At 40.6% G+C, this 794-nt stretch carries 2 tRNA genes and 1 rRNA gene; all 3 read right to left on the bottom strand.

The window, feature by feature from the left end:
- Positions 1–154 precede the first annotated feature (154 nt).
- Positions 155–231 (bottom strand) — tRNA-Ile (locus FZC41_RS17110).
- 15 nt (positions 232–246) lie between these two features.
- A tRNA-Ala gene (locus tag FZC41_RS17105) sits at positions 247–322 on the bottom strand.
- A 392-nt stretch (positions 323–714) separates the two neighbouring features.
- Positions 715–794: ribosomal RNA gene (locus FZC41_RS17100) — 16S ribosomal RNA — on the bottom strand; the annotation flags it as partial.

Genomic DNA, 794 nt, shown 5'->3' with positions numbered 1-794 from the left:
CCAAATTTGATAAAATTTGGCAAGTCGCCAAGCGTTAGCGTGCGACTGATACAAATACTAACACATTTTTCGACTGAATGCTTCCTTTTGTAAATCAGGAATTCTGACGAAAAATATGATCCTTATTCTGCTTGAACTTGCGTTCGTTTTTAAATGGTGGGCTTGGGAGGACTTGAACCTCCGACCTCACGCTTATCAGGCGTGCGCTCTAACCACCTGAGCTACAAGCCCATGCGTTTTTTTAAATGGTGGAGATGAGGAGACTCGAACTCCTGACCCCCTGCTTGCAAGGCAGGTGCTCTCCCAACTGAGCTACACCCCCACTTTTTTCTACGATATTTTCATTTCTACTGCGTTGCTTTTATTTTTTCGCTCAGTTACGTGCAAAGCACGCGCCTTCGCTCTCAAATAAATGCGCCTTGTATAAATAAAAATATCTTGAAAAACGTATTTGTCCAAATTTTCAATTTGGCAAGTCACTAAGCGTTAGCGTGTGACTGATACAAATACTAACACATTTTTCGGCATAATTCTTCCTTTATCAATCAGGAATTCTGACGAAAAATATGATCCTTTGAAAAAAGAACGTTATCTAAATCATTATGACTTGACGTTTTCTTTCTTCTATTTAATTTTATGTCTATTGCTTCTGTCTTGTATAACCATTATGGTCATACAAAAGAAAATAGTACCATGACTTCCTGTATTCCCTAGAAAGGAGGTGATCCAGCCGCACCTTCCGATACGGCTACCTTGTTACGACTTCACCCCAATTACCGACCCCACCTTCGGCA

Source organism: Acetobacterium paludosum (genome assembly GCF_008086595.1).
GTDB lineage: Bacteria > Bacillota > Clostridia > Eubacteriales > Eubacteriaceae > Acetobacterium > Acetobacterium paludosum.
The sequence above is the reverse complement of the archived record's forward strand: the minus strand, read 5'-3'. Positions and strand labels throughout refer to the sequence as shown.